Source organism: Arthrobacter sp. Hiyo1, from assembly GCF_001263615.2.
In the GTDB taxonomy this organism is placed as follows: Bacteria; Actinomycetota; Actinomycetes; order Actinomycetales; family Micrococcaceae; genus Arthrobacter.
Window position 1 is genome coordinate 196,018 of the sequence record NZ_DF952475.1, and the last position, 15,603, is coordinate 211,620.

Genomic DNA, 15,603 nt, shown 5'->3' on the forward strand with positions numbered 1-15,603 from the left:
CCTGGTTCCGGTCGGCGTCTTCACCTACCCGGGCCATGGCAGCTCGGGCACGGATGCACGCAGAGGTGCCGCGCAGGATCAGGACGCGGCTCTCACTGCCGCGGTGCGCAGCCTCAGTGTAGCGGGCATCACTGCGCACGTGGTCAGCGCAGGCTCCACACCGACGGTGGAGTTCACCACAGGCGGCGTGATCACCGAGATCCGGCCCGGCGAGTACGTGTTCAACGACCTGAACAACGCCCGGCTGGGCGACTGCACCGAGGACCAGATCGCGCTGTTCGTCGCCGGCACCGTGGTTAGCGACTGGGTTCCCGATCAGGTCATCCTCGATGTCGGTACCAAGGCCCTTAGCCGCGAAGGCAGCCCCGAGCACGGCTACGGCGGCATTGCCGGCACCACGGCCGTCCTCGCCAAGCTCAATGAGTACCACGGGTTCCTGCCGCTGCCACCCGGAGACTTCCGCCCGGGCGTCGGCACGGTGCTGCCGGTCGTGCCCAACCACGTTTGCCCGGTGGTCGTCAATTTCGAGGAGTACATCGTCACCGACAGCACGGGCACTTCGCTGGAGCGGTGGCCGGTGGATGCCCGCGGATTCCTCAGCTGATGCAACCCCACTACCTACCCACGAAGGAGTGCCTCCATGAGGCTTGAGAAGGTCACCGCCCTTGTGACGGGCGCCAACAGCGGGATCGGGCAGGCGGTGTGCTCCCGCTTCCGTCGTGAGGGGGCGCGACTGCTGCTCACCGGCCGCAGGGAACGCCTCGAGAGCGCCGAACCCGAAGACCTGTACGTCCCCGGAGACCTCAACGACGAGGCCTTTGTCCAGAGCTTGGCCGCCGAAGCCGCCGAGGCCTTCGGTTCCGTGGACGTCGTCGTCCTTAACCACGGCCTGCAGGTCAGCAGCTCGCTGACCGAGATGGCCTACGAGGACGCGAAGAACGTGCTGCACAGCAACCTGCTCAGCTCGTTCCTGGTGATGAAGCACTTCGCCCCGCTGATGCCCGCCGCGGGCGGCTCGTTCGTCTTGGTCGGCTCACGCCTCGGCATGGTCGGCAAGCCCGAGGAGGTCCTGTACTCGGCGGCGAAGGGCGGGATCATCATGCTCGCCAAAGGTGCAGCGATCGAGTGGGCTCCGCGGAATATCCGGGTCAACGTCGTCGCCCCGGGCCTGACCGCGACCCCGATCATCGAAGCATCCTTCCAGCGCAGGCCCGACCCTGAGGCAACCCGTCGCCAGCGCGAGGCCCAGATACCGCTCCAGCGCCTCGCCACCCCCAAGGAGGTCGCCGACGCAATCCTCTTCCTCGCCTCCTCGGAGTCGTCCTACATCACCGGCGCTGTCCTCCCCGTCGACGGCGGATACACGGCGTTCTGAAAAACCAGAAGGAAACATGAAAGCGCTTGCGGCAACACCCCGAAACGGAGAACTCGGCTTCTGGATGGCCGGGCTCGCGGCCCAGAGGCCCACCTACCCCTGCTTCACAGGACAAGACTCCCTAGACCTGGCAATTATCGGCGGCGGCTTCACAGGCCTGTGGGCAGCGTACTTCGCCAAGAAGATCGAACCGTCGCTCTCGGTCGCGGTATTCGAAGCAGAACAGGTCGGCTACGGCGCATCTGGACGGAATGGCGGCTGGCTGTCGGCCATGCCCGCGGGAAACCGCGCCAAGTTCGCCCGCGCTTCTGGGGGCGGTGGGATCGAAGCAAGCCGCGCACTGCAGCAGGAATTCGTCCGCGGCGTCGACGCTGTCCTGGACATCCTCAAGGCTGAGGGCATCGACGCCGACCAGCACAAGGCCGGCGCGCTCGTCGCGGCCCACACCGAGGCAGGGCTGAGCCGGCTTGTCGCCAGGCGCGAGGCCGACCTGAAGTACGGGCTGGCCGACGACGAAAGCCAGCTGATCGACCGTGACGAGTTCCAGAGCCAGATCAACATCTCCACCGTCCACGGCGGCCTCTTCTACAAACACTGCGCCCGCATCCACCCCGCGAAGCTCGTGTACGGCCTCGCCAACACCCTGACGTCCATGGGTGTCCAGATCTACGAGGGCAGCCGAATCGAGCGCGTCGAGGGCAAGAGCCTCACCCTGGCCAACGGGCGCGTCACCACGGCTAAGACCTTCATCTGCACCGAGGGCTATTCGGGACCGCTGCTGGGCAAGCGGACCGTGATCCCGATCAATTCCTCGATGATTGTCACCAAGCCCCTCTCGGACGAGGCCTGGCAGCAGATCGGCTGGAACGGGCTCCAATGCCTCAACGACTCGGCGCACACGTTCATCTACGCCCAACGAACAGCGGACGGCCGCATAGCCATGGGAGGCCGCGGCGTCCCCTACAGCTACGCCTCAGGCACAGGCGGCGACGGATCGACCCCCCGCTCCACCATCGACCTCATCTTGCACAAGCTCGGCACCTTCTTCCCGGGGATCCGCTTCGAGGCTGAGCACGCCTGGTCGGGCGTCCTGGGCGTCACGCGTGACTGGAACGGCGGCGTGCACTGGGACCCGGCATCTGGGATCGGAGCGTCTGCCGGCTACGCAGGCCACGGCGTCACAGCCGCCTACGTCGGCGGCAGGACCCTCGCGGAGCTCGCCTTCGAACGGCATACAGAGCGGACGAGACTCCCATGGGTTGGCTACCGCGCACGGAAGTGGGAACCGGAGCCCATCCGCTGGTTGGGGGTGCACGCCATGTACCGGCTCTTCGGTCTCGCCGACCAATGGGAAGAGCACAGGGAGTCCACAACGACCTCGCTCCTGGCCCGATTCGGCGGCAGACTCGCCGGGCTTCACGAATAATGCACCAACCGGAATGTCGTCCGCATCGAAGGCAACTATGAAACCCACAAGAAAAATGCCTGCTGCACCGGACTCTTACCCCGTTCATGAATGAGGGCCCGGTGGTGGGTGTAGCAGCGGAGAAGTTAATGGAAATCCCGGGATGCCTGCCATAGGCCTTCCTTGGAAAAGTGTTCGGTGCTCTCGCCGCGGCAGGCACCGCGTTTGCCTGATTCTGCGGCCCCTTCGAACCGCCGTCGCAGCTACCGGTGAATTTCTAATCGAGAATCGACATGGGAGGCTGTGTGATGGATCACCAGTTCCACTGGCAGGAGCAGCGGACGAAGACGCCGGATGGGGTCTACGGAGTGCTCCGTACCGCCATCCTAGACGGTACCCTGCATCCTGGGGAGCAACTGCGCGAGACGCACATCGCTGCAGATCTCGGGATCAGTCGGTCCCCGCTGCGTGAGGCACTGACCAGGCTTGAGGAGGAAGGGCTGATCTTGAAAATCCCCTTCCGGGGATCGTTCGTTGCGGAAGTGAGTGCTCACGACATCGCCGAGATCGCAGCCGTCCGGGTACTTCTCGAGCCTTACGCTGCCGAGCTCGCTGCCCCAACGCTACAGGGTCCTGAGCGGCTCCGGTTGAAGCAAGCCATCGCGGAACTCTATGGGGCCGCGGACACCAACGATATTCCGGGCAGCGTTGACGCGCACCTTCGCTTCCACAGGCTCTTCTACCAATTTTCAGGGAACGCCGTTCTGCGAGGTCTCTGGAACGGCTGGGAGAACAAGCTGCGTCTCTACCTCTCGATCGACCATCCTACTTACAGCGACCTGCATGACATTGCGGTTGAACACGAGCGGTTGGCTGCGCTTGCTCTGGAAGGTAACGTCGATGGTTTCCGGCAGGAGATGTCCAATCAGCTCCACAACGCGCTCCGAGCCCAAACTCCAAACCAGACGTAAGTGCACCCCCGAATTCGACCTGACGATGAGCCCTGACGACCTTGCCTCCGCTCGGAGGGGCCCACAGGCCAGGGACCGCAGGCCAGGGACCGCAGGAAATCAGGATGAGAGTAGAGGTGGGAGTCCGGCATCCGCTGCACGCCGGCCCGACAGGCAACGCAATGTTGGCATTCCTGGACCCAGAAGAGCGTGAGCGTCTCTTGGCCGAATCACTAGAGCCCTTAACGCCCTACACCCTGATTGAGCCCGAGCAGTTGCGCGCCCGGCTGGATGAAATTGCACGAGAAGGCATGGGGATGTCCTTTCGCGACCATCGCATGGAGGCGAGCGGCGTTGCGGCCCCCGTCTTTGGACTCGACGGCACAGTTTGCGGTGCGATCTCACTCTCAGGTCTTGCAGAACGGTTCACACCAGCGGTTGCCAGAGAGGTGGCACCTAATGTTCGTCGGGTCGCGATTGAGGTGTCATTGGCCCTAGGGTGCAAACCTCGCGAAAACTGGAAGGCGTGGCTCGCCTAGCTGCTTGGGCGCCGGGTACACGGTGCAGCGCCTGGTGCGTAGGGGTACACCCCAACCCGACGTCGGGCAGCCCAGTCAAACACCGTCAGAATAGGTTCCAATACTGTGACTTTTAGTAAGGAATGGCGGTTTTTATAGTTGGGAATGGCGGTTTGGTTCTGTCCAACGCGTGACATTTGGCTTGGTAGATCTCGTGTCTTGCCGGTGTTGTCTTCGGGCAGATCAGGTGTTTGTTCTCAGGTATTGGTAGACGGTTTCCCGGCTGATCCCGTATTGGCGTGCAAGTCCGGATTTGGGTTCTCCTGCTGCGGCGAGCTGTCGCAGCTCGGCTGCTTCGTCGGGAGTGAGTGCTTTGCTGCGTCCGCGGTAGACACCGCGGGCTTTTGCCAGCGTGATCCCCTCGCGTTGGCGTTCACGGATCAGGGCGCGCTCGAACTCGGCGAGGGCGCTCATCATGGAGAGCATCAGATTGGCCTTGGGTGAGTCCTCGTTGGTAAAGGTCAAGCCTTCATTGATGAACTCGACCCGCACGCCTCTGATGGTGAGTCTTTCTATCAGGCGCGCAGGTCGAGGAGGTTTCGGGCGAGACGGTCCATGCTGTGCACGACGATGGTGTCGCCGCCTCGGGCGTAGGACAACAGCTCCTCGAGTTGGGGCCGCTTCACGTCTTTGCCCGAGGACTTGTCGGCGAAGATCCTGTCCAGTTGGACGCCCGCGAGCTGAGGTTGGGGTTTCTGGTCCAGGTTGCTGACCCTGATGTATCCGATGCGCTGTCCAGGCATGGGTCCTCCGTGGGAAGGGTGATGGTTCAGCTGATACCGATGACGAGGGTGGAGCGTGCGGGTTCGACGACGTCGTCGGTAATAGCGGTCAGTTCGTTGATGCGCATGACTCGCTCCATCTGGGTGAAGAGCCGGTCGATGAGCCGGAAGTTACCCCTGGTGATGCGGGCAATTGCGGCGACGGCCTGGGAGTCGGTGAAGTCGTCGGGGTTGAGGTCCTGTCCGAGGCGGTGCCAGCGGCGGTCCAGAACGAAGCGCAGCTCTTCCCCTGAGAGAGGGCGGTACTCGTGGGCGAATCCGACTCTGCTGTATAGCTGCGCATAGCGGCTGAACTGTTTTTCGATTCCGGGCATGCCGATGAGGATTAAGGCGATGTTGTCGCGGTCGAAGCGGTCCCTGATCAGTTCAAGGGCCGTCGGGCCGAGCCGTTCGGATTCGTCAATGATGATCAGTTCCACGTTCTTGCTCGCGCTGGTGCCGGGGCCTGCTTTCTGGGCTGTTTTGTATAGTTGTTGGTCGATGCAGAGGGATACCCGCAAGGTGAGATCGTTGATTTCCGTCCGGAGCTCTTTGGGCGTAGTGAGCACCCCCGGGGTGTAGAAGACGGTCCGGCGTCTGGCCAGTGCCGCGTAGACCTGGAAGTCCGAGTCGTCCCGTGGCCCCCATTGCTCCAGGAGATCTGCGGCTTTATTCCAGTTCGCGTAGTGCCTGGCGGAGAGGGTCTTGCCGATTCCTGCCTGACCAAAACAGATGCCGATCGTGCGTTGGCGGCGCACAGCGTCGGCAAACTCGATGAATCTGCGATGTTCCTTCGTGGCAACAAAGCTTGTGGCGGCCATCAGTCGTCCTCCTCATAGATCCGCAATGCGGGAAGCTTCGCGGGTTCAGCCCGTGAATTCTCGTTGCGCCTGACTCGTGGCGGGAGTGCGTCGGGCAGGTACTCCGCGACCACCGCGATGTGTTCGTTGATCTGACTGCGCAGTTCGCGCCGACGGGCTGCCCTGGCGCTTTGAATCTCTTTGAGGGTCAGGGTGGAGGTTTCGTGGGTCGGGTCTCCCGCTTTGCACAGATACCGGCCCTTGTGGAAGATGCGGATCTCGGTGATATCGCGCGGATCGTAGCGGATGATGACCTGCTCGCCGACGTAGGCTGCCAGCAGTGGGGAGAGGTAACGCAGCCCGAGGAAATGCACTCCGTCCCGGTGGACGATCCTGGGTCTGGGGATGGTCAGGAGCAAAAGGTTCAGTTCCTCGATGGATGCGGGCAGCCGGGGTAGCCAGCCGTCCGCGATCCACGCCCGGTTCGGGGTGGAGTTGATCTCGGAGTGCGTGCGCCGGTGGTAGGTTCCGGTGATGAAACGGCCCACGGCATCGTCGAGTTCGGGCAGCGTGAGGACCGGCTCCGGGGCCCGGTTCCCGGGGCTCAGGTGCCCTGGAAGCTCGGCGAGGAGCTCGGTGTTCAGCGTCCCGAAGAAACGTTCGATCTTTCCCCTTCCCTGCGGTCTGGCGATGGTGGAATAGGTGATTTCGAAATGCAGGTCCATTGCCGTTTGGGCCAGATGGTGGCTTGTGAAGTCACTGCCGTGGTCCACGTAGAGCACGTCTGGGATTCCGCACATCGGCCACCCGCTCACGGCCTTGGGCCAGATTCCCTGGCGCAAGGCCAGGGCGGTGTTCATTGCGGACGGTGCACCCAGAAAAACCATGTACCCGCAGATCGCACGTGAATAGTCATCGAGGATGGTGGTCAGCCAGGGACGCGCTGGTTTGAGGTCGGCGTCCAGTATCAGGATGTCCAGTTCGGTGTGGTCGGCCTGCCAATGGGCATTGGGCCCACCGGCACGGCGCCGCCAGATGAGTTCGTACTGGTCCCGGTAGGCCGCCGTACCCTGATGGGCAAGGTCCTCATACCGGGGTCAAGGCCCTTGGTGACGGTGCGGACCGTGCTGTAGGAGACGGCGGGCCACCCCCGATCCGTTGCCGCCCGGTTGGCTTTCCGGGCAATGGCCGCCGTGGACAAGGGCGGCTTCACCAGTGCCAGGCCGCTAATCAGCGACACAAGTTCCAACGGAATCTTGCGGGGCCGTGGCGGCGGCTCGGAGCCGGCCAATGCCGGCATGCCCCCTTCTTTGAAGATGGCATGCCACCGTTCCAGGGTCCGCAGCCCGATCGACTGTTCCACCGAGAGCTCCTTTAAAGGGACCCCGTCCTCGACGTGGCGGCGCAGGACAGCCCACCGCGCCAGGGCTCTTCCCACAGACCCGAAAGCAGTGTCTGCGCCCAGAGACTTACTGCCTTCACCCATGCCTACACCGTCGTCTTTGTGGCGGCGGATTTGCGCCGGGGCGGCGGAGCGGCCGCGGGTTCCCTGTGCAGGGCCCGGTAGACGGTGGTCCGGCTGACTCCGAGGACTTCACCAATCTTCGCCACCGTCATGTCCTTCTGAGCATAGAGACGCCGGGCAGTCACCAGTTTCTCCCGGGTCAGAAGGGAAGGGCGCCCACCCTTGCGACCGCGGGCCCGGGCCGCCTGAAGGCCCGCGTTGGTCCGCTCCCGGACAAGATCCCGTTCGAATTCCGCCAGCGAAGCGAAAATGTGAAAGACCAGGCGGCCACCGGAAGAGGTCGTGTCAATGTTCTCCTGCAGGGACCGGAACCCGATGCCGCGTTCCTGCAGTGCAGCCAACTGATCGATCAGGTGCCGGATCGAGCGTCCCAACCGGTCCAGACGCCACACCACCAGCGTGTCGCCGGGCCGCAGCTGATCCAGGACCTTGGCCAGTTCCGGCCGGGACTCAAGGGAACCGGACGCCGTGTCGGTGAAGATGCGGTAGCAGCCGGCCGCCGTCAAGGCGTCGTGCTGGAGGGCTGCGTCCTGACCCCCGGTCGATACCCTGGCGTAGCCCAGTAAATCTCCCATGCGCCAAATGTACCGATACCCGTCAACCAAAGGAAGAACCGGAACATAGAAATGAGTACTGGGTTTTGCTACAAAAATCGGGGCTCACCGCAGCCTTTGAACGAGCCCACTCACTTGTATCGAATACGAACGATTCAGGCGCACCTCGTCGCCCCTCACCGACTGGCATTTCCCTGCGCGATCACCGCTGTAAACCGCCATTCTCGACTGTGAAAAAACCGCCATTTCCAACGAAAAGTCACACAATACGGTTCCTGCATTTCCCCGGGCGAACAGTCTTAGACTCAAATCTGACAGAAGACGTCAACGACCCAGGCCCCAGGTACCCGGAAAACGCTCAATTGGTGAAGCTCCGGTCAAATAGCGGTTGACCGAAGCTTCGGTTCATTAGGCGTGTCCGAACCTTGGAGTTCCCTGTGAAGGGCGGGAGTCAAAGCCGCCGGGCAACGTGGGCAGCGCCGCTGGAATCACCCGCAGGCCCCGCACGAACGTTGGGCTCATCCAGACCACACCGGTGCCCACGTGAAACCCCGTGGCATAAAGCACGCCTCCCCTAAAAGCTCGGCGGAACGAGGCCTCTACTAATGGGTGGAGCGCGGTGTCAGGTACTCGCGTAGTCCTGGGATTGCGAAGTCCACAAGCCCGTGTCCTGCAGGCTCTATTAGCCCGGCGTCCAGCAGCCGGGTTCGGTAGTTTCCCACGGCGTTGGGCCGCATGCCGGTTCGTTTGCCGATGTCTGTGGTGGAGGAAGGCCCGTGATCCTCCGCCATGGCCTGAAGGAAGTCACGATCTCTCCCGGATGTTGTAGACAGTGCCGCTTCAATGACCACGCGTTCGTTTCGGCGGCGGGCTGCGGCGACTGCTCTGTTTACGGCTGCAGTGTCCAGGCCTCCAAGGGCACTTTCGGCTTCCTGCCAGAGGTAGTAGCCGACCAGCTGGATCAGGAAAGGGTAGCCGCCGGTGCCTTCTGCCGCGTTCCTGGCCAGTTCGGGGCCGAGGGTCTTACCTGCGCCTTCAAATGTCTCGGCAAAGGAGCGTTCGACTTCGGCGATGGAAGCTGCGTGAAGGTCGATGCGGTCTGCTCTGCGCAAGAACGTGGCGACTCCTTCATTGAGCAGGTCGGAGACTGCGGCAGGCAATCCGGCAAAGATGAGCCCGATGGGCAGTCCCTCGCGGATGAAGTGCTGCACGTCGGCCGCGAGTTGGGATAATTCGGTGCGATCAGCGGCATGGATCTCGTCAACGGTGATGACCAGGCCGGTGCCGCGCTGTGCCAGCAGGCGGAGAAGCTCTGCACCGCGGACGCGCCAGTCAACCTGTTCCTCAGGAGCGAGTTGGGTCGTCACGGCGAAGCCGGCAACTGACAACGCGGTGACCCGCCGGCCTGTGGGCCCGTCTCCCAGTTCATTGGTTAGCCGTCGCATTGCTTCACCGATGCGGCCCAGGAACCCTCCGGTCGCGGTCTCGGAAACTACCGCCCAGCCACTTGCTATGGCGAGGTCTTCGGCGGCGCCCAGCATGACGGTCTTGCCGATGCCCCGGGCTCCGGTGAAAATGGTCAAGAGACCCGGGGCTCCCGAACCGAGACGTAGACCGTATGCGAACTCGTCCAGCACTCCCCCGCGCCCGACCAGATCGGGCGGAGTCGCTCCTGCTGTTGGACGAAACGGGTTTTCCATGAGCACTCCTGTGAATGTCTATGAATCCTGTGAATCTTGTGAATCTCAGCTTATCATTTGGGCGTTTGTGCGACCCCGTGGCTGTGGCCCGGTACCGGCCGGCTCCCAATCCCGCCACATTGTCTGGGAGCGCCGACGCTCCAGTCCTCATTTGTCCGGACACCGCCTGGGCAAATGCAGGGCTCAACAGAGCCTTCCTTCCCTAGCGAACTGGTTTGTGCGGCAGCTTGGTGCTCAATTGTCCAGAGACCCTCTGGACAATTAGTTCCGCTGCCCACAGCTGGGGAAAATCCTGATGGGTTATCCACCGCTACTGCTGCCAAGGGAGCTACCCTATGGCTCCCAATTTCCAGCCGTGGGTAACCCGGATTGACCCCAACTATGGACTGCTAGAAGTCACGGTTTGTATGGTTTGGCTCCCGTGCGATGGGGCTTCGTCGAGCTTGACTTGGAGGTCCCTGAACACTGCGTCGCGCTGTTTCTGGGAGAGCTGAAGCAGTGGCACATCACGCAGCTCGTCGAGGTTGTTGTCTTCGTCCTCCTGGTCATCGTCGTCGAGCATGACGAGCATGTCGTCGTAGGTCAGGACCATGACGTTGCGGTGCAGTGGCCGGAACGAGAGTTCACCCAGTACTTGGCGAGGGCGCGGCATTCCATCCGGTGTTTTACGGATCCTTCTTCCATGCCGTCCTGGAGCCGGGGCGCCGCGTGCAGGGCGGTGACGACGGTACCGCGGCCTACTGCGTGAAGGATGGCTTTGAGTACTTGGTGCCCGGCCCGGTGCCCGCGGAACCGGGGCTGGACGCTCACCCAGGTCACGATCATCAGGTCGCCTTGGAGGACTGGTTCACCCTCGGTGCTGAGCTGATTGGGCTCGGAGCCTGCAGCGATGAACGCTTCGGCGAATTGGGACAGTTCGGCGCTGTGCGCGTCCAAGGTTTCGAAGAGGTTGACGTCGCCGATGTCGGGGATCACGTAGACGCTGGCTTCCGCGACGGTGACCCGGCCTTGGGCGTCGGCCTCCAGGGTGTGGTAGCCGGGTTCGAGGATTTCAGCGTCGATGTAGGCGCGCACGTCCCATGACTGCGGGTAGTCGGGGGTTGAGCCGCAATGGAACGGTCAGTCACGTTTTAGCGGCTTGTTTTGGGCTTTGTTCGATTTGAGGGCTTGCCAGGGTGAGTGTTTTGTGGACGACGCCGATTGATATGCCGAGGTTGTTGGCGATGGTTCTGATGGACTCGCCGCGTTCGCGTCGGGCCAGGATGGCAGCTCGTTTGTCGTCGTCAACCACGGGGCGTCGACCTCCGACACGGCCGTTCCGGCGGGCGGCTTCTAGGCCGTTCTTGGTTTTGGCTGAGATGTCGCGGCGGCGGTCTTCTGACAGGGCCAGGGCGATATCGAGGATGAAGGAACGTTGGGTGTGTTCGCCGGCGGCGATCCCGGCGAGGACTTTGACGGCGATGCCTTGTTGGAACAGGTCGTTCAGGACGATGAGGCCTTCGAGGAGGTTGCGTCCGAGTCGGTCGACTTCGTGGATGGCGAGCATTCCTCCGGGGCTAATCAACAGTCGTCGTACGGGCCTGGCGGGCTCAGGAACACGTCGACTGTTGATTAGCCCTCCTTGGGTTTGCAGGTCAGTCCTTCGTCGCGCCAGAGCCGGCGCATCCGCTTCCTGTTCAGCGCCACGCCCTCCCACGCAGGCTGTGCCTGCAGGTGCGCGCGCCTTCCGCCAGCCCGCGCCGGATGCTTGCCGGCAACGTCACGCAGGCTGCTCGGAGCCGGGCTTCCTCGAACCCGATGTCGGGTTTCTTCTTGCGGAACGCGGACCGGTTCTGACCGATGACTTTGCAGGCAAAACGTTCGGAGGCCCCGAACTTCTCCACCGCCATGCGTACGGCACAGCGGCGGGGTGCGGGGCTCAGAATTTTCCCTTAGACACCTCGTTCAGGATGTCGATGGCCAGCTCCTTTTCGGCCAGCCGCCGCTTGAGCCGGCCGTTCTCCTTCTCCAGTTCCCTGATCCGCTTGGACGCCTCGGCGTTCTCTTCGGAGCCGTACTGGTTCAGCCGCCGGTACCAGGTCGCCTCGGTGACCTGGAGCTCCTTGATGACCTCGACCATCGGGCGCCCGTCGTTGAGCATTTTCTGCCCCTGCCGGACTTTGGCGATGACCTGTTCGGGGGTGTGTCTGCGTGCCATGTTTCGAATTTCCTCCTGCGTCCATTCTCCGACACGAAACTTTCTAACACCGGACCCTTTACGCGGGGACCCAACCACCACCGTGCACTAATTTATCTTGACAAGTTTGTCATGATCGGATAATTCGGCTCGTTTTTACCCTGATGCTTGGGAGTCAGCTTCGGGCTGAGACTCACGCACTATATTCCGAAGCGGTGTGATCGCAGGATCCACTTACGGCTGGTTTTCTCTGCTGCTGGGGCTGGGAGGGCCAATGGGTTTGCTCGGCTCGAGCTGTTCGGGCTCGAGCTGTTTGATCGGCCACGCCGAGGCCTCGTGCTTGGCTCGCTCGCTTCTCCGCCGGCTGACGATGATCACCGCGGCAGCTGCCCCGAGTACCGCCAGGCCGGACATGCCGAGGACGATCGGCATGCTGCCCCACGTATCGGCGGTCACGCCAGTGCTCTGCGTCTGCTGGGATGGTGCGGCAGCCTGCGACTGCGTCGGCGCTGACTGGGCAGCCGCAGCTGTGGGGGCGACCGGCTGGAGGAGCCTCGGCCCGAGGACGGAGACGGTATGATCATCGGGGTTGGTGACGATGACCGATCCGTTGGGGGCGACGGCGAGATGGCCCGGGTTCTCCGCTATGGCTAGGCTGTGGGCGACAGCGGTGCCGTCTGGCCTGATGATGGACAGATTCTGGGCAGTGGCGACGACATAGACTGTGCCATCGGCGCCGACCGCGAGCTCCTTCGGGCCTTCGGACACGCGCACCCGGTACGCCACGTCTGTGCCCCCGGGCTTGATCACGGCGACGGCGTTCCCGGTGATGTCCGCGACGTACAGGGAACCGTCGGGGCCGAGCGCGATGCCGTGGGGGTTGTCTGTCGTGCCCGGCGTGGCGCTGACCTGGATGCTCCGGGAGACGCTGCTGGCGCCCGCCGGGATCACCGAGACCGTTCCGGCCTCCTGGCTCGTGACGTAGGCGGTGCCATCCTTCCCGACGGCCACCTCTCTCGGTCCCGCCCCGACTGGGATCTCCCGCGAGACCGCGTCCGCCCCGGGCGGGATGACTGAGACGGTGTTCAAGTCGTGGTTGGGAACATAGACCGTCCCATCGGGTGCTGCGGCGATCAGGTGGGCGCCCGGCGTGACCGGGATCGTGCGGGTCACACCGGGCGCGCCTTTGGGGATCACGCCGATCAGCTCCTGCCTTTGGGCGGAATCCCACCCGTCGGCGAAAAGGGTGCCGTCGGCGGATACCGCCAGGCCCGCGACGCCGAAGCCGGTCGTGAGGATCTCTGAGGGATTGGACGCGCCGGCAGTGAGGACTCCCACGCCTCCGCCGGCGGACGTGAGCGTTCCTCCCGAGTAGTCGCCGATATACGCCGTGCCGTCCGGACCGATGACCACGCTGAGCGGCGTGCCGCCGACTATCACAGTGTCCCCGGAGGACGCCGACGAGGGGCCCGCGCCAAGCAGCAGCAGAACCCCTGCGAAGACCAAGCTCAGAACGTGCGTGAACCGCACCCGCCACCCCCATCGACCGTCGGGCGGTCGAGTCCGCCGAGACGTAGCATACCCCAACCAAGCGTCCTCGGTTCCTGCGAACCAGGGCGGGACACCTGCCTGCTCTCCCCTGGATTCTGGGACGCCTTTACTCTGGGCACGGGGGTAGGCGGTCCGATCAATCGACCCCAACCCGACACCCCCGGCAAGTTCACCACCCGAACCCCAAAACCTTACCCACAGTCGGGATGGCCAGCCACCACAGACCACACCTTGGACCGGTCACGGGCCACGGCCCCTTTCAGGGTATTCGGTTACCACCCCTAGAGTACCGGGCCTAGGAGGCTGAAGCTTCTTGCGGGCACCCCCTTCTTACCTGCGGAAATCCAGGTTTGAAATCCCCTGCCAACTTGTAAGCTTCGGTGATCAGCCAGCGTTCGCTTGCGTCGTCGTTGCTGATCACACCTGATCGACGCCGCCATCGATCACCACCGCGACGATCCTGCCTTCGGATACCGGTTCATCGCCGATGAGAACCCAGCTGTCAACTAAACCTTCAGCAGTCCCTTTTGACTGCCAGAGGTGGCTGGTATTGAGTATCTGCTTGGCTAGGGTCGGCAGATGGATTCGATCAGACGGCGCTAGACTTGCTGAGCATGGGAGCTGAGTCGATAGCACTGCCGGATGGAGTTCGGCTCAAGGGGGCCCCTCAACTGCGTTACGCGCCGCCGACATGGGAAGGGAACCCTCTACGTAGGTCTCTTCGAATTTCGGTGGCAGCCGCCGTCACCATCTTCGCGGCTGTCGTGATGTTCTTCGCCTACAGCCTGGGGTCGGTGATCGCGCCGTTCACAGCTAGTTACCAGCACGCTGACGGGACGGTTACTGGTCTGGTGCATATCGACTCCCGGGCAAATAGGCAATGCACGCTGACGATTGCATTCGCCCTTGACGGGAGGCAGTTCCAAGGCACCTCTAGTGACCCGGTCGCCTGTGCCACAGCGCCGCCAGTCGGCACGGTACTGCAGATTGCCGTTGACCCACGGGTCCCCAAGGACGTACATGTCCTCGATCCTCGCTCGAATGCAGGCGCCTGGCCTTGGCTTGTCGGTTTCGGGGCAATCGCGCTCATCGGCGCTTCGGGCGTGTACCTGCGGGCGAAAGCGACCGCATACCGCCGGGTGCGCCGCCTCGTCTCACTCGGCCCGGACTGGCACGAGCTCACCGCCGTTATGAAGGGACACATGGACCGTGGCGGCGACACTCTCCTGCTTGAAGCGGAGGACACCGCGGGGGCGAGCCGACTCTTCCTCCTCAGCTACCGCGGCCAAGGGCCCTGGCGGCCACTGCCGCGCTCCGGAGACCGCCTCGAATTCGCGGTGGCCACCGACGGGACCGGCCTCTCGCTCCTCTCAACCGCGGGCGACCCTCGACTTTGGCTGGTCCGCCTGTATGTGCCCAACAATACCGAACTCAGGGCCATGGGAGCCTGACCCTACTCCTCCAAGTCCAACCTCCAAATGCATTTCGCCGGTTTTGGCTGGGATGCGACCACGTGGGCGGCTGGCATGTTCTGGGTTTGAAGTTCTTAGTTTCCTGGAGCGTACTTCGGGGCTCGAACGGGGTTGCAGGAGTCGAGTCATGAGGGGTCCCCGCAGTATCGAGGACAAATCGGGCGGATATGAATATGGCAGCCGAACGGTAACCGGGCCGTTCAGTCGTTTCGGGTGCTTGGCTGGAGCGTGGCGAAGTCGGCGTGGGCCTGCTCGACGGCTTCGGGGTGGGCCTTGCGTTTCTCGTGTTCGGTGAGCGCCCGGTAGATGCTGGCCAGGCTGGGGTTGCGGCCTTTGCGTTTGCCGGTGGGGATGATCAGGTTAAGGCGGATGTCGTGGAGGGACTCACCGTTCGTGCGGCGGCGCAGCACGGTGTGTAGCATGTCGTCGGTGATGACCGGTGGGCGTCCGCCATGGTTTCCCTTGCGGGCTGCAGCGTTGAGGCCTTCGAGGGTGGCTTCGCGGATGTTCTCCCGTTCGGTTTCGGCCATCGCGGCGAAGAACGCGAACAGTACCCGGCCGGTGCCGGTCGGGTCGTAGATTCCGGTGAGGGGTCCGGCGAGCATTTCCAGGGCGATGCCGTGTGCGGTGAGGTGGTCGGCGAGGGCGGTCAGTTCGGCGGAATCCCGGCCGAGCCGTTTCATCTCGTAGACGGTGAAGATGACCCGGCAGTGCGGGGCGTGGGCCTTGATCTCCCGGGCTGCCTCCAACGCTGCC

The 15,603-nt window shown here is 63.3% G+C and carries 15 protein-coding genes and 3 pseudogenes; 6 read left to right on the top strand and 12 right to left on the bottom strand.

What is annotated here, in order from left to right; genetic code table 11:
• The 5 genes and pseudogenes from AHiyo1_RS19900 to AHiyo1_RS19920 form a co-directional block, all read left to right on the top strand.
• Positions 1-604, top strand: a pseudogene (locus AHiyo1_RS19900) (alanine racemase); the annotation flags it as partial.
• A gap of 36 nt (positions 605-640) precedes the next feature.
• The gene (locus AHiyo1_RS19905; protein WP_059389722.1) at positions 641-1,375 is read left to right on the top strand and encodes an SDR family NAD(P)-dependent oxidoreductase; all 735 of its coding nucleotides are present in this window, start codon (positions 641-643) and stop codon (positions 1,373-1,375) included.
• 16 nt (positions 1,376-1,391) lie between these two features.
• Positions 1,392-2,801 carry an NAD(P)/FAD-dependent oxidoreductase gene (locus AHiyo1_RS19910; RefSeq protein WP_216363267.1) on the top strand — a complete coding sequence of 470 codons (1,410 nt, stop codon included), beginning with the start codon at positions 1,392-1,394 and terminating at the stop codon, positions 2,799-2,801.
• A 287-nt stretch (positions 2,802-3,088) separates the two neighbouring features.
• Positions 3,089-3,751: a GntR family transcriptional regulator gene (locus AHiyo1_RS19915; RefSeq protein ID WP_059389723.1), complete on the top strand. Its 663-nt coding sequence runs from the start codon at positions 3,089-3,091 to the stop codon at positions 3,749-3,751.
• 41 nt (positions 3,752-3,792) lie between these two features.
• The gene (locus AHiyo1_RS19920) at positions 3,793-4,269 is read left to right on the top strand and encodes an IclR family transcriptional regulator (protein ID WP_445286243.1); all 477 of its coding nucleotides are present in this window, start codon (positions 3,793-3,795) and stop codon (positions 4,267-4,269) included.
• A 222-nt stretch (positions 4,270-4,491) separates the two neighbouring features.
• On the opposite strand, the pseudogene AHiyo1_RS19925 reads toward AHiyo1_RS19920, so the two are convergent.
• The 11 genes and pseudogenes from AHiyo1_RS19925 to AHiyo1_RS19970 all read right to left on the bottom strand — a co-directional run bounded on the left by AHiyo1_RS19925 (position 4,492) and on the right by AHiyo1_RS19970 (position 13,354).
• Positions 4,492-5,051: pseudogene (locus tag AHiyo1_RS19925) on the bottom strand (recombinase family protein).
• 26 nt (positions 5,052-5,077) lie between these two features.
• On the bottom strand, positions 5,078-5,890 hold the full coding sequence (locus tag AHiyo1_RS19930) for an AAA family ATPase (protein WP_059389725.1): 813 nt from the start codon (positions 5,888-5,890) through the stop codon (positions 5,078-5,080).
• Entirely contained in the window at positions 5,890-6,906 is a 1,017-nt protein-coding gene (locus AHiyo1_RS19935) for a transposase family protein (protein ID WP_340639356.1), read from the bottom strand. Before AHiyo1_RS19935 ends, AHiyo1_RS19930 begins: the two co-directional genes overlap by 1 nt.
• Positions 6,837-7,232 (bottom strand): helix-turn-helix domain-containing protein, encoded by a 396-nt coding sequence (locus AHiyo1_RS27360; protein WP_253257489.1) that lies wholly within the window; start codon positions 7,230-7,232, stop codon positions 6,837-6,839. The genes AHiyo1_RS19935 and AHiyo1_RS27360 overlap by 70 nt, the downstream gene beginning before the upstream one ends.
• Positions 7,233-7,357: 125 nt before the next feature.
• Complete coding sequence (locus AHiyo1_RS19940; protein WP_059389726.1) at positions 7,358-7,969, bottom strand: recombinase family protein; 612 nt, start codon at positions 7,967-7,969, stop codon at positions 7,358-7,360.
• 581 nt (positions 7,970-8,550) lie between these two features.
• Complete coding sequence (locus AHiyo1_RS19945) at positions 8,551-9,648, bottom strand: ATP-binding protein (protein WP_059389727.1); 1,098 nt, start codon at positions 9,646-9,648, stop codon at positions 8,551-8,553.
• 379 nt (positions 9,649-10,027) lie between these two features.
• The gene (locus AHiyo1_RS19950) at positions 10,028-10,240 is read right to left on the bottom strand and encodes a hypothetical protein (protein ID WP_059389728.1); all 213 of its coding nucleotides are present in this window, start codon (positions 10,238-10,240) and stop codon (positions 10,028-10,030) included.
• The gene (locus AHiyo1_RS19955; protein ID WP_059389729.1) at positions 10,231-10,722 is read right to left on the bottom strand and encodes a hypothetical protein; all 492 of its coding nucleotides are present in this window, start codon (positions 10,720-10,722) and stop codon (positions 10,231-10,233) included. The genes AHiyo1_RS19950 and AHiyo1_RS19955 overlap by 10 nt, the downstream gene beginning before the upstream one ends.
• 49 nt (positions 10,723-10,771) lie before the next feature.
• Positions 10,772-11,212 carry a recombinase family protein gene (locus AHiyo1_RS19960; protein WP_253257490.1) on the bottom strand — a complete coding sequence of 147 codons (441 nt, stop codon included), beginning with the start codon at positions 11,210-11,212 and terminating at the stop codon, positions 10,772-10,774.
• A gap of 56 nt (positions 11,213-11,268) precedes the next feature.
• A pseudogene (locus tag AHiyo1_RS19965) lies at positions 11,269-11,845 on the bottom strand (transposase); the annotation flags it as partial.
• A 213-nt stretch (positions 11,846-12,058) separates the two neighbouring features.
• On the bottom strand, positions 12,059-13,354 hold the full coding sequence (locus AHiyo1_RS19970; protein ID WP_059389732.1) for a Vgb family protein: 1,296 nt from the start codon (positions 13,352-13,354) through the stop codon (positions 12,059-12,061).
• A gap of 752 nt (positions 13,355-14,106) precedes the next feature.
• On the opposite strand from AHiyo1_RS19970, the gene AHiyo1_RS19975 reads away from it, so the two are divergent.
• Positions 14,107-14,826, top strand: a complete 720-nt coding sequence (locus AHiyo1_RS19975) for a DUF3592 domain-containing protein (RefSeq protein WP_059389733.1) — start codon at positions 14,107-14,109, stop codon at positions 14,824-14,826.
• A gap of 221 nt (positions 14,827-15,047) precedes the next feature.
• Here the strand turns inward: AHiyo1_RS19975 and AHiyo1_RS19980 are convergent.
• Positions 15,048-15,603: recombinase family protein (locus AHiyo1_RS19980; RefSeq protein ID WP_216363268.1), on the bottom strand; the 556-nt coding region annotated here is incomplete at its 5' end.